The organism is Terrabacter tumescens, from assembly GCF_014646815.1.
In the GTDB taxonomy this organism is placed as follows: domain Bacteria; phylum Actinomycetota; class Actinomycetes; order Actinomycetales; family Dermatophilaceae; genus Terrabacter; species Terrabacter tumescens.
The window spans coordinates 79374-105317 of sequence record NZ_BMNZ01000006.1 but is presented as its reverse complement, the minus strand read 5'-3'; the positions used below and the strand labels follow the sequence as shown (position 1 = coordinate 105317).

17 protein-coding genes are annotated in these 25944 nt (G+C 72.9%); 9 read left to right on the top strand and 8 right to left on the bottom strand.

Annotation, left to right across the window (positions count from 1 at the left end; genetic code table 11):
- Positions 1–167: 167 nt before the first annotated feature.
- On the top strand, positions 168–755 hold the full coding sequence (locus IEY30_RS15755; RefSeq protein ID WP_030200077.1) for a hypothetical protein: 588 nt from the start codon (positions 168–170) through the stop codon (positions 753–755).
- Between the two features lie 188 nt (positions 756–943).
- Here IEY30_RS15755 and IEY30_RS15750 read toward each other — a convergent pair whose 3' ends face one another.
- Positions 944–4960, bottom strand: coding sequence for a S8 family serine peptidase (locus IEY30_RS15750; RefSeq protein ID WP_156035369.1), 4017 nt, complete (start codon positions 4958–4960; stop codon positions 944–946).
- Positions 4961–5193: 233 nt separating this feature from the next.
- On the opposite strand from IEY30_RS15750, the gene IEY30_RS15745 reads away from it, so the two are divergent.
- Entirely contained in the window at positions 5194–8547 is a 3354-nt protein-coding gene (locus tag IEY30_RS15745) for a TM0106 family RecB-like putative nuclease (RefSeq protein ID WP_030200074.1), read from the top strand.
- A 21-nt stretch (positions 8548–8568) separates the two neighbouring features.
- Here IEY30_RS15745 and IEY30_RS15740 read toward each other — a convergent pair whose 3' ends face one another.
- Positions 8569–9042 carry a hypothetical protein gene (locus tag IEY30_RS15740; RefSeq protein ID WP_043416984.1) on the bottom strand — a complete coding sequence of 158 codons (474 nt, stop codon included), beginning with the start codon at positions 9040–9042 and terminating at the stop codon, positions 8569–8571.
- Positions 9043–9101: 59 nt separating this feature from the next.
- Positions 9102–10547, bottom strand: coding sequence for an ADP-ribosylglycohydrolase family protein (locus IEY30_RS15735; RefSeq protein ID WP_188960157.1), 1446 nt, complete (start codon positions 10545–10547; stop codon positions 9102–9104).
- A gap of 126 nt (positions 10548–10673) precedes the next feature.
- Between IEY30_RS15735 and IEY30_RS15730 the strand changes: the two genes are divergently transcribed.
- From IEY30_RS15730 to IEY30_RS15720, 3 genes are read left to right on the top strand one after another with little or no spacing between them, the layout of a single operon-like run.
- Positions 10674–11036: a hypothetical protein gene (locus IEY30_RS15730; protein ID WP_030200069.1), complete on the top strand. Its 363-nt coding sequence runs from the start codon at positions 10674–10676 to the stop codon at positions 11034–11036.
- Entirely contained in the window at positions 11029–11526 is a 498-nt protein-coding gene (locus tag IEY30_RS15725; RefSeq protein WP_030200068.1) for a membrane protein, read from the top strand. Before IEY30_RS15730 ends, IEY30_RS15725 begins: the two co-directional genes overlap by 8 nt.
- A 24-nt stretch (positions 11527–11550) precedes the next feature.
- Entirely contained in the window at positions 11551–12807 is a 1257-nt protein-coding gene (locus tag IEY30_RS15720; protein ID WP_052358695.1) for a lipid II:glycine glycyltransferase FemX, read from the top strand.
- 36 nt (positions 12808–12843) lie between these two features.
- Here IEY30_RS15720 and IEY30_RS15715 read toward each other — a convergent pair whose 3' ends face one another.
- The 3 genes from IEY30_RS15715 to IEY30_RS15705 all read right to left on the bottom strand — a co-directional run bounded on the left by IEY30_RS15715 (position 12844) and on the right by IEY30_RS15705 (position 15386).
- Positions 12844–13857 (bottom strand): hypothetical protein, encoded by a 1014-nt coding sequence (locus IEY30_RS15715; RefSeq protein WP_030200065.1) that lies wholly within the window; start codon positions 13855–13857, stop codon positions 12844–12846.
- Between the two features lie 54 nt (positions 13858–13911).
- On the bottom strand, positions 13912–14829 hold the full coding sequence (locus tag IEY30_RS15710; protein ID WP_030200062.1) for a hypothetical protein: 918 nt from the start codon (positions 14827–14829) through the stop codon (positions 13912–13914).
- 92 nt (positions 14830–14921) lie between these two features.
- Positions 14922–15386: a hypothetical protein gene (locus IEY30_RS15705; protein WP_156035367.1), complete on the bottom strand. Its 465-nt coding sequence runs from the start codon at positions 15384–15386 to the stop codon at positions 14922–14924.
- A 605-nt stretch (positions 15387–15991) separates the two neighbouring features.
- On the opposite strand from IEY30_RS15705, the gene hrpA reads away from it, so the two are divergent.
- Together hrpA and IEY30_RS15695 are read left to right on the top strand one after the other, a co-directional pair.
- Entirely contained in the window at positions 15992–19927 is a 3936-nt protein-coding gene (gene hrpA / locus IEY30_RS15700) for an ATP-dependent RNA helicase HrpA (RefSeq protein ID WP_030200058.1), read from the top strand.
- 85 nt (positions 19928–20012) lie between these two features.
- Positions 20013–20966 carry a proteasome assembly chaperone family protein gene (locus IEY30_RS15695; protein ID WP_030200055.1) on the top strand — a complete coding sequence of 318 codons (954 nt, stop codon included), beginning with the start codon at positions 20013–20015 and terminating at the stop codon, positions 20964–20966.
- A 239-nt stretch (positions 20967–21205) separates the two neighbouring features.
- Here IEY30_RS15695 and IEY30_RS15690 read toward each other — a convergent pair whose 3' ends face one another.
- Positions 21206–22957, bottom strand: coding sequence for a DNA polymerase (locus tag IEY30_RS15690; protein WP_229675033.1), 1752 nt, complete (start codon positions 22955–22957; stop codon positions 21206–21208).
- Positions 22950–24113 (bottom strand): MalY/PatB family protein, encoded by a 1164-nt coding sequence (locus tag IEY30_RS15685; protein WP_030200042.1) that lies wholly within the window; start codon positions 24111–24113, stop codon positions 22950–22952. The genes IEY30_RS15690 and IEY30_RS15685 overlap by 8 nt, the downstream gene beginning before the upstream one ends.
- 162 nt (positions 24114–24275) lie before the next feature.
- Here IEY30_RS15685 and IEY30_RS15680 point away from each other — a divergent pair, with 162 nt between their 5' ends.
- Both IEY30_RS15680 and IEY30_RS15675 read left to right on the top strand, forming a co-directional pair.
- A complete protein-coding gene (locus IEY30_RS15680) occupies positions 24276–25031 on the top strand; it encodes an EcsC family protein (protein WP_030200040.1) in 756 nt (251 codons plus the stop codon).
- A 108-nt stretch (positions 25032–25139) separates the two neighbouring features.
- Positions 25140–25823, top strand: a complete 684-nt coding sequence (locus IEY30_RS15675) for a YkvA family protein (protein ID WP_030200038.1) — start codon at positions 25140–25142, stop codon at positions 25821–25823.
- The last annotated feature ends 121 nt before the right edge of the window (positions 25824–25944 follow it).

Sequence of the window (25944 nt, the reverse complement as noted above, 5' to 3'; positions counted from 1 at the left end):
CCCTGATGCGCTCACTCGCGCTCTCCGGGCCCAGCCGCGCCCCCCGCGAACGGTTGTCCCCTAGATCACACGCGATTGTGTAGCGCCTGTCAGGAACCCACTACTACGCTTTGTAGTACCGACAGAGAAGCTGCCGGAACACACACCGAGTTCTGGAGTTGAGATCAATGAGCACCATCCCTCGCGGCACGCACGCGCAAACCACGGCGCCAGTCAGCCCGCACGACCCCACCAGGGGCGTCGTCACCTTCCAGGAGGAGGTGGTCCGTTCGGCCGTTGCTCGTAAGTTCCTCGCTGGTCTCCGCATCGTGCTCGGCTTCACCTTCCTCTGGCCCTTCATCGACAAGATGTTCGGCCTCGGCTACATGACTCCGTCGGCCAGGGCCTGGATCCACGGCGGCACGCCCGCCCAAGGCTTCATGAAGAACGCCGAAGGCCCCTTCGCCGGCTTCTTCAAGAGCATCGCCGGCCCGTGGGCCGACTGGCTGTTCATGGCCGGGCTCCTCGGCATCGGCATCGCCCTCCTCGCCGGCGCAGGCCTCAAGCTCGCCGCCATGGCAGGTGCCGTCCTCCTCGCGCTGATGTACCTCGCCGAGTTCCCCCTCGGCACCACCGGCGCCTACACCAACCCGCTCTTCGACAGCCACTGGATCGAGGCACTGGGCATCGCGGTTCTCGCCACGACGCTCGCCGGGGACACCTGGGGCCTTGGCAAGTGGTGGGGCCGCCACGTCGGTAACGGCCTCCTGCGGTGAGTGGGTCGGTGGCCACCGTCCCTGACGTGGTCACCAGCACGGGCCCCCGGGTCCGAGCAGCAAGGCGGTCCTCCTCGGAGGGCCGCCTTCCTGCTGCCCCCGCCCGAACCGCCCACCCCACGACGACGTATGCCGTCCGGCCAGGTCGGCCGGACGGCATACGTCGTCGGGATGGTGCGGGCGGTCGCTCAGCTCACGCGGAGCGTCACCCGCGAGGAGGCCGACGGGTCGTAGCGCGTCGAGCCGTTGTAGGTCGCGGTCACGGTGTGCGTGCCGCGCGAGAGGACCGGGACGTGCAGGGTGGCCCGTCCCTTGGAGAGGGTCGACGTGCCGATGACCCGTGAGCCGTCACGGAAGGTGACGGTGCCGGTGGCCGTCGACGGCGCGACCGTCGCGGTCAGCGTCGGCCGGCCGCCGTAGCGGTAGGTCGTACTGCTGGCTCGCAGCGACGTGGCGGACGCCACGCCCCTGACGGTGACCTTGACCGCGCTCGACGTGCTGCCGGCTGCGCCGCTGTCACCGCTGTAGGTGGCGGTGAATGTCGCTGTGCCCCGGGGGAGTCCGGTGACGGTCGTGAGGGCCTTACCACCCGAGAGGGCGACTGTCCGGAGGACGGCGCCGTTCTTGCGGAACGTCACGCTGCCGGTGGCGCTCGACGGCGAGACCGTCGCGGTGAGGACCGTGCGGCCCCCCTGGGTGAAGCTCGTCGGGCTGGCCGTGAGCTTCGTCGTCGACGTCGTGCGCACCGTGACGACCACGGCGCGGGAGCCGTCGCTGTTGAGGTGGTGCAGCAGGAGCAGACCCTGCGGCCGGTCGACCCTGGCAGCGGCGTCGTCGCGCCGGACCTCGAGCCTCTCGCCCGGCAGGTCGGTGCTCGTCAGCGTGCCGAAGTCGCCGTAGGCCATCAGACCGGGGGAGGCGATGCTGACCGTCATCGGGCGCGCCGCCGAGCCGACGGTGTCGACCGCCACGCCCTGCGCGAGCGAGCTGACCCAGTAGCGCACCCTGGGCGCGCTCCCGGTCACGAGCCCGGCCTGCTGGAGCGCCTTGACCGAGACCGGCATGACGAGCGAGTCGCTGTTGAAGACGTTCGTGTCGAACGACCCGTCGATGCCGTTGATGAGGGCGTCGTCGAGCACGTCGCCGTGGCCGGCGCCCGGTCGCAGGTCGACGAGCTCGGCCACGAAGTAGTCGAAGTCGTCCGACTGGCTCAGGCGGGTGTTGTAGACCGCGGCGTCGGCGGTGCCGTCGGCGTCCGTGTCGAGGAAGACGTCGAACTCGGTGGAGGTCGCCGGCGTGCGCCACGGGCCGTGGGTGTTGATGCCGAAGGTCAGCGTCGCCTGGTCCAGCCCGGAGACGAGCGGCGCGTCCGACGCGGCCCCGACGTAGCGCAGGTCGGCCCCCAGGTCGTCGGGCGTGCCGATGCAGTCGACCACGCGGGTGGGCGAGCAGGCCGCCTTGCGCGGGCTCGTGCCCTGGAGCTGGAACGTCGAGACCGACGAGACGTAGGACGTCGTGCCGTCGCCCTGGTCGACGCCGACGCCCACGAGGGGCAGCGTCGAGGTGGCCACGCCGGACGGCATACCGGCCTGGTGCGTGACGGTCGTGCTCGTGGGCGACGACATGCGGGACGCCGCGCGCGGCGCCGACCACACCGGCACGCGCAGCTCGCCGCCCGGCGTGCCCTGGACGGGCTCGAGGACCATGCGGCCGCTCGCGTCGGCGCGGTAGCTGCGCACCAGGTCGATCCCCATCGGGTCGGGGTCCGACGTCGGGTCGGGGACGGCCCGCAGGGCCGACCGCGTGAAGGTCGCGGTGATGTGGACGTCGACGGAACCGCCCGCCGGTACGCGCATCTGGGACGGGTTGAAGGTGTACGTCACGCCCGGTGTCGGGTGCGCGGCGTCGTAGGTCAGGACGTACGACGCCGGCTGCAGGGGACGTTTGTTGACGATGCGCACCGTCTTGGTCCTGGTCTGCCTCGGGGCGGTCACCGCGACCGGACCGAAGGACACGCTGACGGCGCCCTTGTCCTCGGTCACGTAGGCGAGCGTGCCGGTGTCCACGGCGGCGTCCGCAACGACCCGCCCGGCACCCACGCGCTCGGGCCCGTAGACGTCGCCCGTGTGGTCGGGACCGACGAAGACGTCCTGGGTAGCGGTGTTCATGATCGAGGCCTTGACCTCCTCGACCGTCCACGACGGGTGCGACCCGCGCACGAGGGCGGCCTCACCGGCCACGTGCGGCGAGGCCATCGAGGTGCCGCTCTCGGCGACGCCCTCGTTGCCCGTGCCGACGGCCACGGAGAACGTCGTGACACCGGGGGCGGTGACGTCTGGCTTGACGCCGCCGGCCACGCCGACACCCCGCGAGGAGAAGCCCGCCAGCTGGTCGATCGCCCGGGGGTTGCGGATGGTGACGGCGTTGCGGAGCTCGTTGGTCATCGTGACGCGCACCTCGGCGGAGGCGTCGAGCTGGGCCTTGATCGCCTTGGTGGCCTGGTCGACGACGAGCATGGCCGGGAGGACCTTGCTTCCGGTGACCCCGGCGGAGAAGGCGTTCACGTCGCTGCCGTAGATGATGCCGGCGGCGCCCGCCGCCTCGGCGTTGGCGCCGCGGGCGATCGAGCCGCAGCGGCGGCCGTTGCCGTCGAGCCACATCTGCAGGACGACCTTGCCGGCGATCCGGGCGGCGTCGGCGTCCGAGTAGGGGTCGCAGCCGTCGGTGTTGTTGGTGGCGGACGACGCGGCGGACCAGTCGCCCACGGCTGCCACCGCGGTGTCGCTCACGCCGGGCTTGCCCACCCAGTCGTAGTCGACGGACTTGAGCGCCCCGAAGACGTTGTCCTGCTTGCCGTCCACGGTGTCGGCCGGCTCGATGTCGGGGGGCGCGTCGACCCTGATGCCGTCGACGACGTCGTTGCCGTCGTCGGACGCGGCCACGGCGAGCACGCGCGGCGCGTTGCCGGGGGAGCCGCCGACCTCGTAGACGTCGCCGGAGTTGCCCATCGAGGCGACGACGACGGTGCCGAGCGCGGCGAGGTTGTTCGCGGCGACGGCGTCGGGGTCCTGGGGCGAACCGTACGAGCTGCCGAGCGACATGTTGACGACGTCGAGGTGGTCGGACAGGTCGCCGTCGCCGTTCGGGTCGGCCGCCCAGTCGAGCGCCTGCCCGACGACGTTGGTCGAGCCGTCGCAGCCGAAGACCTTGAGGGCGTAGAGGCTGGCCTCCGGCGCGACGCCGGGGCCGATCTCGAGGCTCGCCGGGTCGATGTCCTTGTCGTAGCCGCCGGTCCACGTGCTGCCGTCGGAGGCGACGCCCAGACCGGCGGTCGTGCCGGCGACGTGCGAGCCGTGCCCGTTGCAGTCGAGCGGGTTGGCGTCGGGCTGGGGCACGGGGTCGAACGTGTCGGAGCTCGGGTCGGCGTTGTAGTCGTCGCCCGCGAAGTCGTAGCCGCCGACGACCTTGGCGGTCGGCGTGAAGGTGTTGGACGCGCCCGCCGCCTTGAAGGCCTCGACGGTCCCCGGACCGCCGAAGTCGGCGTGGGTGTAGTCGATGCCGGTGTCGATGATGCCGACACGCACGCCCTTGCCGGTCTGGGACAGGGCCTGCCACACCTTGGGGGCGCCGATGAGGGGCACGGAGGAGCTGTTGGTCGGCTGCTTGGGCGTGAGCCGGTGGATCGCCTTGACACCGGGGATCGCTGCGAGCGACGCGAGGTGGGAGGCGTCCGTGCGGACGGCGATGCCTGCGTATGCCGTGTGGAGGCGGTAGAGCGTGCGCGCCTTCGTCGCGGCGGCGCCGAAACGGGACTCGACCGACCGCTGGGCGCTCTTGACGGCGGAGGTCTGCGCGCGGCCGGCCACCCGCGCGGCGGTGAGGCCTCGGGGACGGGCCTGGCCGAAGGCCGTGGTCGCCGGTGCGGCGTCGAGCTCGATCATGACGTCGACGGGCCCCTTGGCCGCGCGCAGCGTCTGGTCGACGTCGCCGGCGGAGATGCGCTGGGTGCCGAGGCCGAGGGAGCCGGCTCCCGTCACGCGGTCGGGCACGCTGCGGTCGCTGCGGTGCCGGACGGACGGGTCAGGGCTCGCCGACACCGGCGTGGCCCCGACGCTGGTGGCTGCCAGCGCCGCGATGGCACCGGCGCTCACCGTGCACATCACGCCACGGCGCGAGCGCCGCGGTCCCCGAGTGTTGTCGGACAACAGATCCTCCTCGCGCAGCTCCGATCGCACGCGACGCCGAGGCACCGCGTGCGCAGGGACGCTCGCCCCCGAACTTGCCTGCCACGCAGGGTGCAACCTATCCCCGCCGGGGCGGTCCCGCGCGGCGACTCGCAGAACCCGTCCCGGGGCCCGGACCGTAGGGCGGTCTGGAGGTCTGCGAAGGCGGACGGCGGCCGAGGGCCCTGTCGGTGCCGGACGGCATACTCGGCTCCATGCAGCGCATCGACGGTCACCTCGTCCTGAGTCCCACGGACCTGACGAAGCACGTCGCGTGCGCGCACATCACGACCCTCGACCTCGAGGCGCTCGACGCCTCAGCCGTCGGTTCTGCGCGTCGTTCCGACGTCGGTGCGAGCGGCACCGACGACTCGCTCAACCTCGTCTTCGCCAAGGGGCTCGAGCACGAGCGCGCCTACCTCGAGCGGCTCCGCGCCGAAGGACGCGTCGTCGAGGACCTCGCGGCGCTCGGGCTGCGGGGCGCCGAGGCCGAGGCGGCCACCGTCGATGCCATGCGGCGCGGCGTCGACGTCATCTACCAAGCGACGTTCTACGACGGTCACTGGGTCGGGCTCGCGGACTTCCTGCTGCGCGTTGACGAGCCGAGCGACCTGGGTCCGTGGCACTACGACATCGCCGACACCAAACTCGCCCGTCGGCTCAAGGTCCCGGCCCTGCTCCAGATGGCGACGTATGCCGCCCGCCTCGAGCTGCTCCAGGGCGTCCCTCCGCAGTGGTTGACCGTCGTCACGGGTGACGCCGAGTCACACCCGTGGCGGCTCGTCGACGTCGCGCCCTACGCGCGCCGGCGCCGCGCCGAGCTGCTCGACGCGATCGCGAGCCCGCGCGAGACCGAGTCGGCCCGGGTGCAGCACTGCGGGCAGTGCCGCTGGAAGGAGCGGTGCGCCCAGGAGTGGCTCGACCGTGACGACCTCATCCAGGTCGCGGGCATGCGCGCCGACCACCGCGCGGCCCTCGTCGACCTCGGCATCCCGACCCTGCGGTCGCTCGCGCACTCCAGCGAGGAGCAGCTGGCGCCTGCCCTGTCGACCGTGACGCGCCGGCGGCTGCTCCAGCAGGCCCGCCTCCAGCTCGCCGAGCGCGAGACGGGTCAGGCGCAGTACGAGCTGCTCGACCCCGAGCCGGGCCGTGGCCTGCAGATGCTGCCCGAGCCCGACGAGGGTGACGTCTACCTCGACTTCGAGGGAGACCCGTGGGCCGAGGGCGGTGCCGGGCGCGAGTACCTCGCCGGCATCTGGACCCGCCAGGGCGAGTTCGTCGAGTTCTGGGCCCACGACTTCGCCGAGGAGGGCCGCCTGACCTCCGACCTGCTCGACTGGCTGACCGACCGGTGGCGCCGGCACCCCGGCCTGCACGTCTACCACTACGCGCCGTACGAGACCACTGCGCTCAAGCGGCTCGTCGGGCAGCACGCCACCCGCGAGGCCGAGCTCGACCAGCTGCTGCGACACGAGGTGTTCGTCGACCTCTACGCGGTGGTGCGCCAGGGGGTGCGCATCAGCAAGGGCTCCTACTCGATCAAGAAGCTCGAGGAGTTCTACTGGGGCCACACGCGATCCGCCGACGGGGCGGGCGTGGCCGACGGCCTGTCGTCGGTCGTCGAGTACGAACGCTGGCTGGCCGGCCGCGACGACGGCTCCGCCGACCAGACGATCCTCGACGACATCCGTCGCTACAACGAGGAGGACGTCCGGTCGACGCTGGCCCTGCACGAGTGGCTCGAGCATCGGCGAGGCGAGCTCCAGCGGTCCGGCCACACGCTGTCGCGTCCGGTCCCGGAGCAGCTGCGCGAGATCTCCGACGAGGAGCGCGCCGAGATCGCGCTCGCCGAGCGACTCGTCGACGAGGGGCACGACCTGCTCGCCGGACTCGTCGGGTGGCACCGGCGCGAGAAGCGCCCCGAGTGGTGGGACTTCTTCCGTTACAAGGAGCTCGAGACGCCCGAGCTCGTCGAGGACGGCACCGCGATCGGTGACCTCGGAGAGCCGGAGGAGATGAGGGTCGTCAAGCTCTCGAAGGTCTGGCGCTACCCGTTCCCACCGCAGGACTGCAAGGTGTCGGTCGGCAAGTACGTCCCCGACGTCGACACCCACGCCCCGGTGGGCAAGGTCGTCGCCCTCGACCCGGTCGAGGGCTGGGTCGAGCTGTCGATGAAGAAGTCGCTCGACCCGCCGCGACCGCGCGGGCTGGGCGGCCCGGGACCGGTCATGGACGGGGTGCTGCGGGCCAGCATCGCCCGCACCGGTGAGCTCGCGCTCGGCGGAGGCACCAACCTCGCGACGCGGCTCATCGAGCGTGTCGTGCCCGCCGGCGACGTGCTAGCCGCGCGGGAGGGGGAGACGCCCAAGGACGTCGTCGTCCGGGTCGGGCGCTCGCTGGACGGTGAGGTGCTCGCGGTCCAGGGTCCGCCCGGCACCGGCAAGACGTATGCCGGCTCGGCCCTCATCCGCGAGCTGCTCGACTCGGGACTGCGGATCGGGGTCACCGCGCAGTCGCACGCCGTCGTGCTCAACCTGCTGGGCGAGGTGGCTCGGCCCGCGTGGCACAAGGACGGCACCAACGCCGAGGAGGGCGACGAGCCGGACGACACCGGCTCCCAGATCCGACACACCTCCGACAACGGCGCCATCGCGGCCGCTCTCGCGAGCGGCGAGGCCAACCTCGTCGGCGGCACGGCCTGGCTCTGGTCGCGGGACGACATGGTCGACGCGGTGGACGTGCTCGTCATCGACGAGGCCGGGCAGTTCTCCCTCGCCAACGCCGTCGCCGTTGCACCGGCTGCGCGCTCGCTCGTCCTGCTCGGTGACCCTCAGCAGCTGACCCAGCCGACCAAGGCGGTCCACCCCTACGGGTCAGGCGTGTCCGCGCTCGACCACCTCCGCACCACCGACGACGAGATCGTCCACGACGTCATCCCCGACGACCGGGGCGTCTTCCTCGACCGCACGCATCGCATGCACCCGAGCCTGACGGCGTTCGTCTCGCAGCTCGCCTACGAGGGCCGCCTCGAGTCGGCGCCGGGGCGCGAGCGGCTCTCGGTCGAGGCGCCGGGCGCGCTGTCGGGCGACGGCCTGCGCTGGGTTCCGGTCGAGCACGAGGTGCTGAGCGAGCAGTCGAGCCGCCAGGAGGCACTCGTCGTGCGCGACCTCGTCGACGACCTGCTGAGGGGCAGCTGGACCACGGCAGAAGGGGACTCGCGGCAGATCGGCCTCGACGAGATCCTCGTCGTGGCTCCCTACAACGCGCACGTCGCGACCCTGGCCGCCGAGCTGCCGGTCGGTGCGCGGGTCGGCACGGTCGACAAGTTCCAGGGCCAGCAGGGCGCGGTGGTCATCTACTCGATGGCGAGCACCACGGCGGCGCTCGCCCCGCGCGGGGTCTCGTTCCTCTACGACCTGCACCGTCTCAACGTCGCCATCTCACGGGCCAGGGTCATGGCGGTCATCGTCGGCAGCCCGTTGCTCACCGACGCCGAGGTCCACACGCCGGAGGAGCTGCGCGCCGTCAACGCGCTGTGCCGCTACGTCGACGAGGCCAAGACCGTCTGATGAAGCTCGACCCAGCCGCGATCAGGGACGGCGGGGGAGGGTGGCGAGGTCGGCCTCGACCACCTCGCGGTCCTCGGCGTCGCTGACATCAGCGCAGACCTGCCGGGCCTCCGCCTCGAAGCGCTCCTCCGCCTCGAAGCGCTCCGCCGCGTCGAAGTCCCCGCCCACCCCAGCGGCGCGGGCGGAGGCCTCGAGGGCCGCGGCGAGGTCCCAGTCGGCGACGTCCCCGGCGCGCGCGATCGCGACGTAGCGCGCGGCATGGTGAGCGGCCGCGTCCGCGTGGCCGAGCACCGCGTGCACGCGGGAGCACAGCCAGTGGCCGCGGCCGACGTTCTCCGGGCGCACGCCCGCGACCTGGCCCCAGTGGTGGAAGGACGCGTAGGCCCGGGCGAGCATCGCGTCGTCCTCCTCGGCCGACCGGTCATCACGCCCCAACAGGTCCCACGTCGCGTTGTAGAGGTCCACACCGAGCTGCCGGTGGTCGAGATCGCCCATGCCCGGAACCTAGCGCGACGACCCGGCGTGGAGAAGGCCGCGCGCGCCGTCGGAGACGGTCAGGCCCCGTGGGCCGCGACCTCCCACAGGCGGCCCTCACCGCGGATGGCCGGCAGGGCGGCCCGGATCGAGCGCTCGGCGAGCTCGGGAGCGACACCGAGATCGACGGCATACCGAAGCGCCACGGCGGGAGTGCGCTGAACACCGTGTCGGCAGTGCGCGAGGACCCGCTTGCCCTCGGCCCGGAACTGCCGTAGCGCGGACGACACGTCGTCGAGGACGAAGTCGAGGTGGGGGTTCGTCTCCTCCTGGCTCTCGTCGTTGATCCAGAACTCGATGTGGTCACGCGCGGTCATGCCCGCGGCCGGGATGTCGTCGAGGCCCAGCGCGCAGAGGGAGACGATGGCCTGCACGTCGAGCTCGCGGACCCGGCCGAGGTCCGAGATGGTGCCGAGCACGATGTCGGGGTCGATGGGGTGCGCGATGCCCAGGGTGGGGATCTGCGGGTCACCCATGGAAGCGACCGACGGCCACTCGCCGTGCCGTCGCCCGCCCCCGGATGTCGACACCGCGAGCTCGACGAGGTCGTGGGCGCGCAGCCCCGGCCACCCGTGCACCATCCGACGCCACTGCGTGGGCACGGCCGAGACGCCGTAGCGCGCCCCGAGCAGCGAGCCGGCGATGGCCGCGACGGTGTCGGTGTCGTGGCCGGCGCGCACGGCCGCCTGCAGGCCGCGCTGCAGGTGCATGGCAGAGCCGTCGCCACGATCGGTCGTCGTGATGGCGGCCCAGGCGTCCTGCAGCGCCGTCACGGTGAAGCCGTTGTCGCCGAACCCGCCGGGCTCGGCACCCGTCGCCGCCTCGATCCAGTCACCCCAGTGGCCGACGTGGGCGGGACTGACGAGGTCGAGGCCCGCGGCCAGGTCGAGACGGCCCTCCGTGACCGCGACCCTGATCGCCTCGGACCACAGCACGGCCGAGTCGCCGGCCAGCGGGTCGGCGTGGGTGAGCAGGGCGATGGCTCGGGCAGCCCGCGCGGTGGCCTCCCGGTCCCCGAGAGCCGAGATGCCGACGATGGAGGTACGCATGAGCGCGCCGTTGCCGGCCGTCAGCCCGGTGCGCTCGTGCAGGGCCTCGCTCGCGCGGGTGAGGCGCTCGTGCGGAGCGCCCGGGAGCTGCTTCGCCTCGGTCAGGACGTGCCGCGTCTGGGTCCCGACATCGGTGGCGCCCCCGTCGAGCCACGCCGTGAACGCCTCGGCGACGGCGTCCAGCCCCTCGGCGGAGGCGAGGTCGACGCCCTGGGCCGCCACCCGGGCGATGCACAGGGTCATCTGCGTGTCGTCGCTCCACTCACCCGGGTCGTACGGGCCGAGCCCGCCACCCTTCATGACGGCCTCGCCGACGGGTGGGGCCGCCATCTCGTAGGGGACGCCGAGGGCGTCGCCGCAGGCCTCGCCCACGAGGACCCCGGCCGCGCGGTCGACAGCGATGGGGCGGTTCGGCACGGCTGCTCCTCTGGCACGGCGGCTGGTGGTCCGGATGAAACTACCGTCCACGTCCGCCCTCGGCCCGGGCGGTCCGACCCTCGACGCGCGTGCTGGACGGCGGCGCTGACGCCGTAGGCTTCTCGCGTGCTCCAACCCCTGACCGTCGTGCTCCTCGTGGCCAGCGGCGTGCTCGGCGTGCTGGCCGCCCACCACCTCCTGCGGGGCCGTCTCGTCGACGACCCGCTCATCATCGTCGGCGCCGTCATCGAGCTGGCCCTGCTCGTCCAGCTCGTCGTGGGCCTGACCAAGGCCTCGGCCATCGCCGACGGCGCCGAGCGGGCGACCTTCATCGCCTACCTCTTCACCGTGCTGCTCGTCATCCCCGCCAGCGTCGTCATCGCCGTCAAGGAGAAGACGCAGTGGGCCATGGCGGTCGTGCTCGGCGGCGCGCTCGTCGTGGCGATCCTCGTCGCTCGCCTGCAACAGGTCTGGAGCCTCAATGCCTGAACCGACCCCGTCCCCGTCCCCGTCCTCGTCCTCGTCCTCGTCGCCGGAGGCCGTCCCGGAGCGCCCGCACACCGGGCACGGCTTCGGACGCCTGCTCGTGGCCGTCTACGGCCTGCTGGCGCTCGCGGCGACCGGCCGCTCGATCCTGCAGATCGTCGAGTACTTCGACCGGGCGCCCGTCCCGTTCCTGCTGTCGGCCCTGGCAGCCGTCATCTACCTCGTGGCCACCATCGGGCTGGCCCGCGGCGACCGCGCCTCGGTGCGCCTCGCGACCATCGCGCTCACGGTCGAGCTCGTCGGGGTGCTCACGGTCGGGGCCTGGAGCCTCGCCGACAAGGCAGCCTTCCCCGAGAAGACCGTGTGGTCGCACTTCGGTCAGGGCTACGGCTACGTGCCCCTCGTGCTCCCGCTCGTCGGCCTCTGGTGGATCCGCCGCACGGCCCGCGCGGGCGCCGCCGCGGATGCCGACGTGGCGCGGTCAGCGCACTGAGCCCACGCCGATAGGGTGTCCGCCATGACCGAGCAGAGCCCTGCCCCTGTGTCGACGACCGACTCGCCCGCGCCCGTCGCCGGCCCGCTGACGGTTCGCGAGATCAGCGCCGACGAGGCCGTCGAGACGCTCCTCGCGCTCGGGGGCAGCTTCCTCCAGACCCCGGCCTGGGGCCGCGCCAAGGCGGGGTGGCGTCGCACGCACCTCGGCTGGTTCGACGCCTCCGGCCTCCGGGTCGGTGCCGGTCTCGTGCTCTCGCGCACCATCCCGCGCCTGTCCCGCTCCTACGCCTACCTGCCCGAGGGCCCGGGTCTGCCGTGGGACGTCGTGTCGACCGACCCGGCCGCCTGGATCGACCCGCTCGTCGACTGGGCCAAGGCCAACAAGGCGTTCGCGCTCCGTCTCGGCTACCCCGTCGTCTCGCGCATCTGGGACCGTGAGCCGGTCAAGAAGCAGGTCGTCGAGAACGGCCTGCTCAGCTTCACGAGCCTGCCGACCGCCGTCGACAACCCCGCCGCCCGCCGCCTCGAGGCCTGGCTGGACGCCAACCACTGGCTCCCGCTGGGCGCCGACGGCGTCGCGGTCGGCCAGCCCCGACTGCTCTGCGTCGTCGACCTGAGGGGCCGCACCGACGCCGAGCTGCTCAAGGGCATGAACCAGCAGTGGCGCCGCAACGTCAAGAAGTCGGAGAAGGCCGGGGTGCAGGTGCGCACGGTCGGTCCCGAGGGCCTCGACACCTTCCACGCGCTCTACGTCGAGTCGGCCGAGCGCGACAACTTCCTGCCCCGCCCCAAGTCCTACTTCGACGTCATGGCCCGCTCGTTCGACTCCGAGCGGGGCGAGGGCGGCAGCGGCGGTGGCGGCGCCGTGTCGGCCCGCTTCTACGAGGCCCACGTCGACGGCGACGTGCTCGCGTCGGCCCTGATGATCCGTTTCGGCCGCACGTTCTCCTACCTCTACGGCGGCTCCACCGAGCGCAACCGCGACGCGCGCGCCTCCAACGCGCTGCAGTGGCAGGCGATGCGCGACGCTGCGGCCGCCGGCTGCGAGGCCTACGACTTCCGCGGCTTCAACACCTCGCTCGGTGCCACGAGCCCGCTGACGGGGCTCCTCCTGTTCAAGCTCGGCGCCGGCGCCGACGTCGTCGAGATGGTGGGCGAGCGGGAGCTCGTCATCAGCCGGTTCTGGCACCTCGCCTTCGAGCGGGCGATGGCGGCACGCATCGCGATCAACAAGCGCCGCAAGGCTGCTCGCGCCTCCGCCGACTCCGCCGACATCTGACCTGACATCTGAGGCGGCGTCCGACCGGGCGGCGCCTCAGCGTCGCCGGATGTCGAAGTAGGGGCTGATCGAGCACGTCGCGTAGCCCTGCCCCTGCTCGGTCCTGATGACGATCCCGTCGACGAGGACGCGGCACGACACCGCTCCGCGGACACCAGACCCGGTCGGGTCGCTGATGCGGACCCGCAGGCTGTAGTAGTCACTGCTACTCGCCCCCGGGTCGACGGGCGTCTCGAAGGCGAGCGGGGCCGCCTGCACCGGGAAGTCGACGCGCTGGTGCCTGGCGTTGGCGAGGGACACCTCGATGCGGGCGCCGTTCTCGGCATACGTCTCGAAGCGGATCCTGCGGGCGTTGGTGGGGACGGGCGTGACGGGGATGCCGGGGACCGTGACCAGCGTGGGTTGCAGGGGCATGGCCGGCGTCGACGGGCGGGGCGGCACGGTCAGGGACTTCGTGGCGCCCGGACGGGGGAGCCCCTGCCCCGGGACCACCGGGCTGATCGTCGGCAGGGGGATCGTCGGCGTCACGAGCGGACGGTGCCGGGTGACGCTGACGACGGGCCGTGCCACCGGGTCGAGGTCGTTAAGACCCGTCGCGGCCCAGAAGCCGATCGGCACGAGCAGCCCGACGACGACCGCGACGACGTGCCACGCCTGGAGCCTGCCCCCGAGCAGGCGGCTCGCCGCACTGGGCAGCGTGACGGTGCGCGCTGCGGCAGAGGTCGGCACGGTGGGGGCGGCGGTGACGTTCGGCCCCGGCGGTGGGGCCTGGCCCCCGGCGCGTTGCGGCAGCCAGCTGGGCGACGGTGCCTGCTGCAGACCGAACGTCGTGTCGTATGCCGTCACCCCCTCGGGTGCCGACGTCGCGGTGGGCAGGTCGGCGGGGTCCGCGGCACCGTCGCTGTGGACTGGCGCGACCGCGGTGGTGTCCTCGACGACCTCACCAAGGCCATCCATCGTGTCGCCGATCGCGCCGCCGGTCGTGTCAACGATCGCGTCGCCGGTCACGTCGCGTGTGGGGTCCGGCTGGTACGGCGGGATGTCTGACACGGGGTCCCCTTGTCTCGTGCATCGTTGGCTGGGTTGGTCGCAGGGTCGCGGTGGTCAGAGCTCGGGCGTGCACATGGCGGTCGCGGTGGAGGTGTCGACGGCCACGAGCGTGCTGCCGGCATAGACCCGGCACTGCACGGTGCCCGATCCTGCCGTGACCGTCACGGAGACCTGCAGGTCGGTGGGTCGCTCGTCGAGGTGCACGTCGAGCGCATGAGGGGTGCCCTGGTCCCACGCGTCGATCGGCATGCCGCCGGCGCTCGTGTCGACCTGCGTCTGCAGGGGAGCTGATGGAGAGTCGCCACGCGACGCCACGGCGTCCGTGCTCGAGACGATCTCGACGCGCAGGACCGTGGCGTCGGCAGGCACGGGGGAGACCTTCGGTGAGCCCTGGAGCAGCGGCGCCAGCGGCTTGGTCGACTCGGTGACGTCGTCGGCCCAGACCCCGACGACGCCCTGCTCCGCTCCCATGCCGCTCGCGCCGCCGGCCGGCCCGTCGTAGGAGGCGCAGTCGTAGGTCCCCGTCTCGTCGGAGATCGTGCAGCCGTCAGTCTGGCTGCCGTCGTCCTGGGCGTTGGCGAGGCCGATGAGCAGCGGTGGCACGATCAGGAACGCCAGCCAGCGCGGTCGGCGACGGCCGGTCTCCGGCCGGACCGGGGGCGTGGTGAGGACCGAGGGCGCGGGTCCGGGGTCCCGGCTCCACGAGGGAGTGCTGGACGAGGACTCGCGGGTGGACGATCGCGGCGCCCACGCCTCGGGCGGCAGCGTGGTGGCGACGGGGAGCGCGGTGGCCCATGTCGAGGGCGTCGACGTCGTCGCGGCCTCGTGCGAGTCCTGCCCGGCCGGGCCGCTGTCCGTACCGCTGTCCGTACCGCTGTCCGGGCCGCTGTCCGGGCCGTCGCCGGCGAAGGCGACGTGCCGGTCCCGCTGGGGGTCCGGCAGGCTGGGACGGCTCTGGTCGGGGTCGGACAACGGTGCCTCGCTTCGACGGGTGGGGACCACGGTAGGTCCTCAGGTGCTGGTGTCGTCGCATCTCAGACCATGCCGGTCCGCACACCGTTCCCTCAGCGGTCGCGGCGCCAGGTCCCGTCCGTCACCTTGCAGTCGACGCTCTTGGTCCCCACCGCCGTCGCCAGCACGGTGTCCCCGACCGAGATGGTGCAACGCATGGGCTGGCTCCCGCGGTAGCCGTAGTCGTCGGCCGACACCGAGACGTAGGCGTCGTCCGACCTCACGGGCAGGTCGACGGCATACGGCAGCGTCCGGTTGGCGAGGTTGCTCGAGCCCTCCGGGGTGTAGAGGCGGACGTCGGCCGTGCGCCCGAGCCCCTGGAACTCGACCCGCAGGGTCCTGACGGTCGCGGGCAGCTCCGCCACGGTGGAGGGTGACGCGGCCACCTCGGTGGCGACGAGCGAACGCTCGGCCGGGTCGGGGGAGCGCTTCGTGTCGCTGTCGCCGACGAAGCGGCTCAGCAGGACGCCCACGACCACGGGAAGCAGGACGAGGGCTCCGACGACGACCAGGACCACGCGGCCGAGTCGCGACTTCGTCTTCTTGGTGCCGCTGACTGTGGAGGGCGAACCCTTTTGCGTGACAGGCGTGTTCACGGGTCCGGACGTGCCACGCTGCGGCGTCGCCGCGGGGCCGGGTCGGGAAGCCCCACTACGCTTCCTCCGCCGCTTCGGCTTGCTGCCACCGGCAGGCGGCCCCGCAGGCTTCGCGGCACCGGAACCGGAGGCGCTCGCAGGCGCCGCCGCTGGGTCGTCGAACGCCGAGAACCGGTCGGTGGTCGGGTCGGGCAGGGGGCGCGGCGGCGTCCGAGGCGCGGGCGGGATCGCGGAGCCGATCGGAGGTGGAGGCACCACGGTGCCGTAGTCGTCCGCGAGCGGGTCGGAGCTCAGCGGGTCGGCGGTCGACGGCGGTTCGGGCACGGTCTGGTCGGTCACGGCAATCCCCTGGTTGTGGTGACGGTCCGCCCATCCAACCATCGCCCGCCCCGGCACGGCCGCAGTGGTGAGCCCGGCGAGCCGGACGCGCCAGGTGCGACCCGCGGTCACCGGACGCACCCGGACGCGCACCCGCTGCCGGGATATCCGTTCGGAGCCACCGGCCTCCCGCGCCTATCCTGTCCACCATGTCCGACCAGCCCGCGAACGCCCCTGCACGTTCGCGGCCACCGCGGCGTCGCGGCCGCCGTCGGCCGACCCCGCAGGGTGGGGGCGCCCCGTCGACCGAGCAGCAGCAGGCCCGTCGCGCCGCGCGCGCCGCCACGGTCCCGCCGATCACCTATCCGGAGCACCTGCCGGTCGTCGAGCGCCGCGACGACATCGCCGCCGCGATCCGCGACCACCAGGTCGTCGTCATCGCCGGCGAGACCGGGTCGGGCAAGACGACCCAGATCCCCAAGATCTGCCTCGAGCTCGGCCGCGGGCTCGACGGCGTCATCGGGCACACCCAGCCGCGCCGCATCGCAGCGCGTGCCGTCGCCGAGCGCCTCTCCGAGGAGCTGGCCGTCGAGCTCGGCAGCGCCGTCGGCTACCAGGTCCGCTTCACCGACCAGAGCAGCCGGGACACCCTCGTCAAGGTCATGACCGACGGCATCCTGCTCGCCGAGATGCAGCGTGACCGCGAGCTGCGGCGCTACGACACGATCATCATCGACGAGGCCCACGAGCGCAGCCTCAACATCGACTTCATCCTCGGCTACCTCAAGCAGCTGCTGCCGCGCCGGCCCGACCTCAAGGTGATCATCACCTCGGCGACGATCGACCCGCAGCGCTTCGCCGAGCACTTCGCCGACCCGGCCACGGGCGAGCCGGCCCCGATCATCGAGGTCTCCGGCCGCACCTTCCCCGTCGAGATCCGCTACCGCCCGCTCGTCGACCCCGACCGCCCCGAGGCGGAGGAGCGCGACATGGTGACGGGTGTCTGCGAGGCCGTCGAGGAGCTGTGGACCGAGCGGCACTCCGGCACGAGCAGCGACATCCTCGTCTTCTTCTCCGGCGAGCGGGAGATCCGTGACGCCGCGGACGCGCTCAACGGGATGAAGCTGCCCGTCACGGAGGTCGTCCCGCTCTACGGGCGGCTGTCCGCCGCGGAGCAGCACCGCGTCTTCTCGAGGCACACCGGTCGACGCATCGTCCTGGCCACCAACGTCGCCGAGACCTCGCTCACCGTGCCGGGCATCCGCTACGTCATCGACACCGGCACGGCGCGCATCAGCCGCTACAGCCAGCGCACCAAGGTCCAGCGCCTGCCCATCGAGCCGGTCAGCCAGGCGTCGGCCAACCAGCGCTCGGGCCGCTGTGGCCGCGTCGCCGACGGCATCGCGATCCGGCTCTACTCCGAGGACGACTACGACAACCGCCCCGAGTTCACCGACCCCGAGATCCTGCGCACCAACCTCGCCTCGGTCATCCTCCAGATGACGAGCCTCGGCCTCGGTGACATCGCGCGCTTCCCGTTCGTCGACCCGCCGGACAGCCGCCAGATCGCCGACGGCGTGCGCCTGCTCGAGGAGCTGCAGGCCTTCGCTCCCGAGGACGACGAGCCCGCCACCGGGCGAGGGAGGCGACGTCCGGGACGCCGCCTCACGGCATACGGCCGCACCATCGCGACGCTGCCGATCGACCCGCGCCACGCCCGCATGGTCATCGAGGCCGACAAGCGCGGCGTGCTGCGCGAGGTGCTCGTCATCGTCGCGGCGCTGTCGATCCAGGACCCGCGCGAGCGGCCGCAGGACAAGCAGGAGCTCGCGGGCGCCTCGCACAAGCGCTTCGCCGACGAGACGAGCGACTTCGTCACGTGGCTGAACCTCTGGGCCTACCTCAAGGAGCAGCAGAAGGAGCTGAGCAGCAGCGCCTTCCGCCGGATGTGCAAGGCCGAGTTCCTGCACTACCTGCGCATCCGCGAGTGGCAGGACCTCCACAGCCAGGTCAAGCAGGCCGCCAAGCAGGCCGGTCTCGACGTCAGTCGCGGCACCGTCCACGTCGGCGAGGGTGAGATCGACGCGGACGCCATCCACCAGTCGCTGCTCGCCGGGCTCCTCTCGCACGTCGGTGTCCGGGACGAGCAGAAGCGGGAGTATGCCGGCGCCCGCGGCACGCGCTTCGGCATCAGTCCCGGGTCGGCGCTCTTCCGCAAGCAGCCCCAGTTCGTCATGGCCGAGGAGCTCGTCGAGACGAGTCGCCTCTGGGCCCGGGTCAACGCGCGCATCGACCCGGTGTGGGCCGAGCAGCTCGGCGAGCACCTCGTGAAGCGGCAGTACTCAGAGCCCCGCTGGTCGGGCAAGCGCGGGTCGGCAGTCGCGACCGAGCGGGTCACGCTCTACGGCGTGCCGCTCGTCGTCGGCCGCGTCGTCGGCCTGGGCCGCGTCGATCCCGAGCTCGCCCGCGACCTCTTCGTCCGGCACGCCCTCGTCGAGGGCGACTGGCACACCGAGCACGCGTTCCTGCGTGACAACGCCGCCCTCGTCGAGCGCCTCGGCGAGCTCGAGGCCCGCACCCGGCGGCGCGACATCGTCGTCGACGACAGCACCCTGATCGCCTTCTACGACAAGCGGATCCCCGCTGACGTCGTGTCGGGGCGCCACTTCGACTCGTGGTGGAAGAAGACGCGGCGCCAGACCCCCGAGCTGCTCACCTTCACCGAGGAGCTGCTGCTGCGCGAGAGCGCGGGCAGCCTCGCCGACGAGGACCACCCGACGACGTGGACGCAGGGCGAGAACGTCCTGCCCGTGACCTACCAGTTCGAGCCCGGATCGGCACAGGACGGCGTGACCGTCCACATCCCCGTCGAGCGCCTCAACCAGGTGACGCCGGACGGCTTCGACTGGCAGGTCCCCGGCTTCCGCGAGGAGCTCGTCACCGCCCTGATCCGCAGTCTCCCCAAGGGGATCCGCCGCAACCTCGTCCCCGCACCCGACCATGCTCGTGCCGTCCTGCCGGAGCTCGACCCGACGTCGGGGCCGCTGCTCGTGGCGCTCGCCACGGTGCTGCGGCGGCGCGCCGGCGTGGCCGTCACCCCGGCCGACTTCGACCTCGAGCGGGTGCCCGCGCACCTGACCGTCACCTTCCAGGTCGACGGGTCCGACGGCCGCGCCGTCGCGACCGGCAAGGACCTCGAGGCCGTGCGCGACAGCGCCACGCCCCAGCTGCGCCGCCAGGTCAGCCGGGCCGGTTCGCGCGTCGAGCAGGCAGGGCTCACGTCGTTCCCCGACGCGGGCGTGCCCGAGACCTTCGAGAGCGCCCAGGGCATCCAGGGCTTCCCGGCCCTCGTCGACACCGGGTCGGCCGTCGACCTCCGGGTGCTGCCGACCCGGGCCGAGGCCGACGCCGAGCACCGCCTCGGCGTGCGGCGGCTGCTGCTGCTCGGCATCACCCCGCCGTGGAAGCAGATCCTCGCCCGCCTCACGAACACCCAGAAGCTCGCCCTCGGCCACAACCCGCACGGCAGCGTCCCCGCCCTGCTCGACGACTGCCTGGCCGCCGCGGTCGACGCGATCCGCGACGACGCGGTGACGGACCGCGAGGACCACGCGGTGCGCAGTCGCGAGGACTTCGAGTGGGCGCTGTCCGCCGTGCGCACCCACACGACGGCCAAGGTCGTGCAGGTCGTCGGCCTCGTCGAGCCGATCCTCGCCAAGCACCTGGCGCTGACCAACCGGCTCGCCGAGCTGGACCGCTCGAGCAGCCCCGCGATCCGGCCGATGCTCGCCGATGTGCGCGCGCAGCTTCGTGAGCTCGTCCGGCCCGGCTTCGTCGCCGACACCGGCCTGCGCCGCCTGCCCGACCTCGACCGCTACCTGCGCGCCATCGCCCACCGGCTCGACAAGGCGCCGGCCAACCTGTCCCGCGACGCGCAGGCCCTCGACCAGGTCGACCTCGTCGAGGGCCGCTACGCCGACCTGCTCGACTCCCTCCGCCCCGCCCAGCGCGGCGCGGCCGAGATCGTCGACATCGGCTGGATGATCGAGGAGCTGCGGGTCTCGCTCTTCGCGCAGACGGTGGGCACGGCATACAGCGTCTCCCCGCAGCGCATCCTCAAGGCCATCGCCAAGGTCGCCGCCTGACCTGTCCGCCCGTCCGTCGGCAGGGAATCATGGGATGGAGCGGGGCGTTGCACCCTTCGACCCCGTTCGACGAAAGGCCAGACCCGTGCAGGACCCGACCGAGCTCTTCCAGTTCGAGAGCGACACCTCGCCCAGCCAGCTCCAGGAGCTGCAGGCCTCGGTGCTCGTCGTCGCCCTCGGCGGATTCATCGACGCCGGCCACACCCAGCGACTCATGGCCGACCACATCCTCGAGACGCACGAGTCGCGCGTCATCGCCTCCTTCGACGTCGACCAGCTGCTCGACTACCGCGGCCGCCGTCCCGTCATGGTCTTCGACCGCGACCACTGGAGCAGCTACGACGACCCGAGCCTGCTGCTCCACCGCGTCGTGGACAAGGAGGGCGTGCCCTTCCTGCTCCTCGTCGGCTCCGAGCCGGACTACCAGTGGAACCGCATGGTCGAGGCCACCTCGACGCTCATCAAGACGTTCGGCGTCGACCTGACCGTCAGCGTCCACGGCATCCCCATGGCCGTGCCGCACACGCGCCCGCTCGGCGTGACCGCCCACGGCACCAACCCGCGGCTCGTCACCGGCAACGACCCGGCGTTCGGCACCGTCCAGGTGCCGGCCAGCTTCTCGTCGCTGCTCGAGTTCCGCCTCGGTGAGGCCGGGCTCGACGCCATCGGCTTCGCCGTCCACGTGCCGCACTACCTCGGCCAGAGCGAGTTCGCCGACGCCGCCGTGCTCGGGCTCGAGCGGGTGCGTGCCGCGACCGGGCTCGACCTCGACCTGCGCGAGCTCGCCGCAACCGCCGGCCTCAACCGGGCCGAGATCAGCCGCCAGATGGAGGAGTCCGACGAGATCTCTGCGGTGGTCCGGGCCCTCGAGCAGCAGTACGACACCTTCCTCGAGGGGCGCCAGCAGCGCAACCTGCTCGCCACCGACCTGTCCGACCTCCCGACGGCCGACGAGATCGGCGCGGAGTTCGAGGCGTTCCTCAAGGACGTCACCGAGGACGACGAACACGGGAACGAGCGCGGCGACGACCGCGACTGAGCCACTCTGACAACGGCGGGTCCGACCTCACGGTCGGGCCCGCTTCGTCGTATCCCCGGCGCTCGGGCCTGGTGCGCTCCCGGGGCGCGACGGCGCTCGCGGCGTGGAGCGTCGGCGGCCTGCTTCCAGCGCGGCCTCGCCTCTCGTATGCCGTGGGCCGCCTCCGATGCCGCTCCCGCCGCCGCGTCCCGCTCGCTCTCGTAGGGGAGGGCTCCGGGCATCAAACGTCGAGAGGCCCGTCAGGGTTTGGCTTCGCTCCAGCGCCGGACGATCGAGGTGTCCGCGATGAAGCGGACCTCGTCGGTGCCGGCCCAGGTGCGGGCGGCGCTCGTCAGGGTGTGCTCGACCGCCGCCGCCGCCTCCGGAGCGTGCTGCTCGGGGACGTGGACGAGCAGCTCGTCGTGCAGGCACAGCACGATCTGACCGCCGAGCGGGCGCACCGCGTGTCGCACCGTCGCCGCCCAGGCCTTGAACAGCTCGGCGGCGGATCCCTGGATGATCGCGTTGCGCGCATAGCGCCCGCGCGCGCCGTCGGCGCCGGTGGCCGAGAACTCGGCGCTGCCCGACGGCTCCGGCGCGCCCGGCTCCAGTGGCGGCACGGGCACCCCGCCGAAACGGATGAGCCGCCCACCCCACGTGCGCACGGGTCGGCGGGCGACCCCGTCGGCGTAGGCCCGGTCGAGCAGTCCCATGGCCACGGGGTAGGCGCGCTCGAGGTCCTTGAGGGCCTCGCCCGCCGCGCCGGAGCGTTGGCCGTACATCGCGGCGAGCACCGCGATCTTCGCCTTGGGCCGGTCGGCGCCGAGCTTGGCCGCGACCGGGGCGTAGAGGTCGTCGGCGCGGGTCGCCTCGGCGAAGGCCCGGTCGGCGCTGACGACGGCGAGCACCCGGGGCTCGATCTGGCCGAGGTCGGCGCGGACGAAGATGTGCCCGGGCGCCGCGCAGATGGCCGGACGCAGCGGGGCGGGCAGGTTGTGCAGGCCGTTCTGGGCCGTCATGCGCCCGGCGGCACCGTCGCAGGCGGTCCAGCCACCGCGGAGCCGGTCGTCGGCGCCGACGTGGTCGTCGAGCCAGCGGTAGCCGTAGGTGGTCGCGATCCGCTCGTCCTTGCGCCACCGCAGCAGGGCGTCGACGAGCGGGTGGGTGTGCCGGTAGGGCTCGAGCACCCAGGCCCGGGTGTTGGGCACGCCGACCCCGGCGGAGAGCAGCAGCTCGCGCACCTGCGTGGGGTTGCGCAGGTCGGTGCGCTCGCGGCCGGGCGCGTGCCGCAGGACGAGGGCGTCGCGCTCGGCGCGGATGCGTGCGGCGTCCGCGTCGTCGACCGGTCGGGCTCCGGCGGAGGCGGCGATGAGGTCCTCGGCCGCTGCCCGGTCGACGGGCAGCCCGTCGCGCTCGAGCTCGAGACACAGCACGGCGGCCGCGGACTCGGACCAGACGGTGCGCTCGAGGCGCGGGAGGTGCGAGCCGCCGATGCGGCCCAGCGCCTCGCGCTGCGCCTGCTGGCACTCCAGCGCCAGCACCGCGAGCTCGCGCAGCCGCGTGTCGTCCGTCGCCCAGCCGAGGGCGTCGGCGCGCAGGTGTCCGTCGGCGGTGAGGAGCGCGACGTCGTCGCCGGCCGCCACGTCGAAGAGGTCACCGTCGAAGCCGCTGAGGCGCGGTGCGCGTGGTGCCGGAACCGTCGCCTCGTCGAGACCGCGGCACCCCGCGACGACGTGGCCCGGCGTCGCCCACCAGCCGCCGTGGACGATGCGGTGCGCCTCCGCGAGGTCCCACGTGCGCGGGACGTCGATGCCTGCGCCGACCACCCCGCGCAGCGTCGACGCAGCGGACCACACGACCCATCGCGGGCCCAGCTCCTCGGTGGCCTGCCTGAAGCGTGCCACGACGTCGTCGAGCGGCCACGGGTCGTCGAGGCCCGGCCCCACGGCATACGCCCCCCGTGGCCCGACCACGAGCGCGACGAGCGGCGGCCCGGAATCCTTGTCAGGCAACGATGCTCGCGATCCGGCCCACGGCTTCGCGCAGGATCTCCGGCGAGGTGGCGTAGTTGACGCGCGCGTGCCCCTGACCGCCCGAGCCGAAGATGGGGCCGGGGGAGAGCGCTACTCGGGCGCGGCGCAGCACCTCACCGGCGGGGTCGTCGCCGAGTCCCAGCCCGGAGAGGTCGAGCCACGCGAGGTAGGTGGCCTCGGGCACGACGAGACTGGCGCCGGGAAGGTGGCCGGCGACGAGCTCGGCGAGCAGGTGACGGTTGGCGTCCAGCTCGCCGACGAGGCGGTGGCACCAGTCGCGCCCGTCGCGGTAGGCGGCCGTCTGCGCGATGACGCCGATGTGGCTCGCCCCGAACGTGACGTAGGGGTGCAGCCGACGCACGTCGTCGACGGCGTCGTCGCCGGGCACGATGATCGCGGCCTTGAGCCCGGCGAGGTTCCACGCCTTGGAAGCCGACGTCACCGTGACGCCGCGCTCGGTGCCCGGCACCGTCAGGTAGGGCGTGAACGTGCTCGTCGGCAGCACCAGGGGTCCGTGGATCTCGTCGGACACGACGCGCACGCCGTGCTCGTCGGCCACGCGGGCGAGCGCCGCGAGCTCGACCGGCGTGTGTACGGTGCCCGTCGGGTTGTGCGGGTTGGACAGGAGGTATGCCGTCCGCGAACCATCGGCGGTCACGCGGGCGAAGACCTCGGCGAGACCTTCGACGTCGAGCCGGTGGTCCGGCCCGAGCGGCGCCTCGAGGACGCGTCGGCCGCAGGCCTCGATCACCTCGTAGAAGGCGTTGTAGACCGGCGGGCTCACGACCACCGGGCCACCGGGGTCGGTGAAGAGCCCGAGCAGGTGCGTCACGCCGGTCAGCACGTCGGCCACGCGCGTCGTCGTGCGCGGGTCGAAGCCCCACGCCCACTCGGCCTCGGCGAACGCGGCGGCCGCGGCGGCATACTCCTCCGTGAGCGCGTAGCCCGTGTCTCCCCGCGCCACGGCGGCGCTCACCGCGTCGACGACGGCCGGGCACGGGGCGCAGTCCATCTCGGCGATCCACATCGGGATGACGCCGGGGCCGTGCACGCCCCACTTGACGGACGTGCGGTCACGACGGAGGTCGGCCAACGGCACGCCGAGGATCGGTGGCTGCGCTGTCGTCTCACCCATGGGGCGACCCTACGAGAGCCGACCGACGACGTCTCGCGCGGTCCCGCCGCGGGGGCGAGTGGGTACGAGGCTGCCACGGGCGACCGCTGCGGCATACGGTGTCGTCGGCGGCAAGTAGGAGCCGGAAACACACACGACGTCGGACGAAGAGGGTGGGAACTGGTGGGCATCTTGGGCTGGAGCAGGGACGAGACGGTCGCGGCATCGGACGCGACCGCCGCGAAGCTGCGGCGATCGAAGGACGCCGGTGCGCTCGAGCGCGCCGCGTTGCCCGCTGAGGGAGGCCTGTCCGGGGCCGCGACGCGGCTCGTCGAGCGCCTCCTCGACGTCGGCATCGACGGCAAGGGCCCCTTCGACTCCGCCCACGAGGTCGCCGCCAGCGCCCTCAAGCACGCCCGTTCCGACGCCGACCAGGCCTTGCGCGTCATCGTGCGCGACCACCGCCAGCTCGGCGCGGTGGGCGGCTTCGCGACGGGGCTCGGCGGGTTCTTCACGATGCCGGTGTCGCTCCCGGCCAACGTGCTCGAGTTCTACCTCCTCGCGACGCGCATGACGGCGGCCACGGCCAAGGTGCGCGGCTACGACATCGACCAGCCTGAGATCCGCTCGGCCATCCTGCTGACCCTCGCCGGCGCCGACAGCGACGACCTGCTCAAGAAGGCCGGGCTCGCGGCCGCCGGCGGCAAGCTTTCCTCGGTGGCGTTCGACCGGCTGCCCGCGCCGGCCCTCATGGTCCTCAACAAGGCCGTGGGCTTCCGCCTGCTCGGCCGCATCGGCCAGGGGACGTTCGCCAGGCTCGGTCGCGCGGTGCCGCTCGTCGGTGGCCTCATCGGCGCGGGCGTCGACGTCTACATGCTGAACCGCATCGGCAAGCAGGCCGCCAAGGAGTTCCCGCCGGTCGAGACCTTCGGCCGCTGATCCAGCGCCCCAGCGCCGGACCCTGCTCGTGAGGAGCCCGCAGATCACCGTTTCGCATCGCCGACACCAGCAGGGAATGGCGCCGGTCGCCTGCTCGTTGGGCCGGGCATGAAGACCGCGTCCCGCATCAAGATGGCCGCGACCGTCGCGTCGGTCGTGCGCGCTGCCACGCGTCCCGGCGCCCCGAGCCTGCCGGAGCGGGTGCAGGCCGTACCGCGCCTCGTGCGCTGCACGCTCGACCGGACGTATGCCGGCACGACCCTCAAGCGGCTCGGGCTCGTCGCCGGGGCGGTGGCCTACGTCGCGTCGCCGGTCGACCTGGTGCCCGACGCCTTCATGCCTGTCGTCGGGGCGGCCGACGACGCCGTCGTCGTCACGTGGGCGGTCCGGGCCTTCTTCGAGGAGACCGACCGGTTCCTCGCGTGGGAGGCGGGCCGGGGTGGGCGCGGTGCACGTCCGTCGGCCGACCGCGGTGGACGGTCCACGTGGACGAGTGCGCCGTCGGACGCAGCGCGCCCGACGGGTACCGCGCCGGTCGCCCCGCTGGGAGCCTCGGCGGGCGCCTCGGACGGGTCGCTCGGGGTGGTGCGGGTCGAGGGCCAGGATGCGCACCTGCGCCGTGACCGTGACAGGACCGGTGCGGCGGCCCCGCGCCGCCTCCCTGGTCTCTCGCGCGTGCGAGCCGGGGGAGCGCGCCCCGGCGGGGACGAGCACGTCGGACTGCCGGAGGGCACGCGCCAGGCGGCGACCGACTACGTGCTCGAGTCGGTGCGCAAGCGCCTCGAGCGCTGAGACCGGCCTGCGGGCACGGGTCGACGGCCCGACCTGGCGGCTCGGTCCACATCCCCTCGGGCCGACGGCCGTTCGTCCACAGGCGGATTCCTGACTCTGCCCAGGGATGCCCGGGGCGGCG